Genomic DNA, 935 nt, shown 5'->3' with positions numbered 1-935 from the left:
AAACGTTCATCATCAATTACATTCTGCTGAGCATCAGGATCCTGATCAAAAGCAAACAACCTTCCTTTTTCACCTAACCTACTTAATATCTCTCTTGAATGACCTCCACCACCAAAAGTCACATCAACATACACTCCGTCCTCTTTAATATTCAGAGCATCTACACTCTCTTTCAGTAAAACTGGGCTATGATAATTCATCTACATCTGTATTACCCATTACCTCTTCTGCTAAATCAGCAAAATCAACAACAGCATCATCTATTACTTTCTCGTACTTCTCTTTATCCCAAATCTCAATAATATTGACAGCTGAAGAAAGCACTACTTGCTTTTCTATACCTGCAAACAAACAGAGATCCTTCGGAACCAAAATCCTACCAGAAGCATCTATATCAACGGTTTTTACACCCGCTGTAAACCTTCTAATAAAATCATTGTTTTTCTTTACAAATCGATTTAATTTATTAATCTTCTGCATCATTAAATCCCACTCCCTTATCGGATACAATTCCAAACAAGGCTGAAAAACAGAACGCTTAACTACAAAACCATCTTGCAACACAGCAGACAATTGCTTCTTAAAAGCCGATGACATCATCAACCTTCCCTTAGCATCTACTTTACATTCGTATGTCCCAATTAAGTTTACCACGCTATACACTCATAGTTTGCATCAAAAATAAAGAATTAATACCACTTTTTACCACTTTTTACCACTTTGTTAATAAGTTTTGATTTCTAACTTAAAAAACTGAGAGTAAGAGCCTTTAACTTCAAGAATGAGTATGAAATAATAAAAATGAAATTTTAACAAAAAAGAACTACATTTGTCGTTAAGTCAAATCTATAATATCAAGGACTGAATTTTTAAAGAAAGAAGGCGATTTTACATATGCTGAAGCAGGAGAAGGAAGAGCGCTAATCGTATTGCAC

General features: G+C 34.2%; 1 protein-coding gene and 1 pseudogene. Both read right to left on the bottom strand.

The features are described 5' to 3' along the window. A pseudogene (gene mraW, locus ACFDSN_RS12060) lies at positions 1–200 on the bottom strand (16S rRNA (cytosine(1402)-N(4))-methyltransferase); the annotation flags it as partial. Further along, complete coding sequence (gene mraZ, locus ACFDSN_RS12055; RefSeq protein WP_375240106.1) at positions 187–654, bottom strand: division/cell wall cluster transcriptional repressor MraZ; 468 nt, start codon at positions 652–654, stop codon at positions 187–189. The gene mraZ and the pseudogene mraW, both read right to left, overlap by 14 nt. Positions 655–935: the final 281 nt, after the last annotated feature.

Source organism: Aurantibacter sp. (assembly GCF_042094015.1).
Classification (GTDB): Bacteria; Bacteroidota; Bacteroidia; order Flavobacteriales; family Flavobacteriaceae; genus Aurantibacter.
Note: the sequence above shows the minus strand (reverse complement) of the source record. Positions and strands in the feature narration are given on the sequence as shown.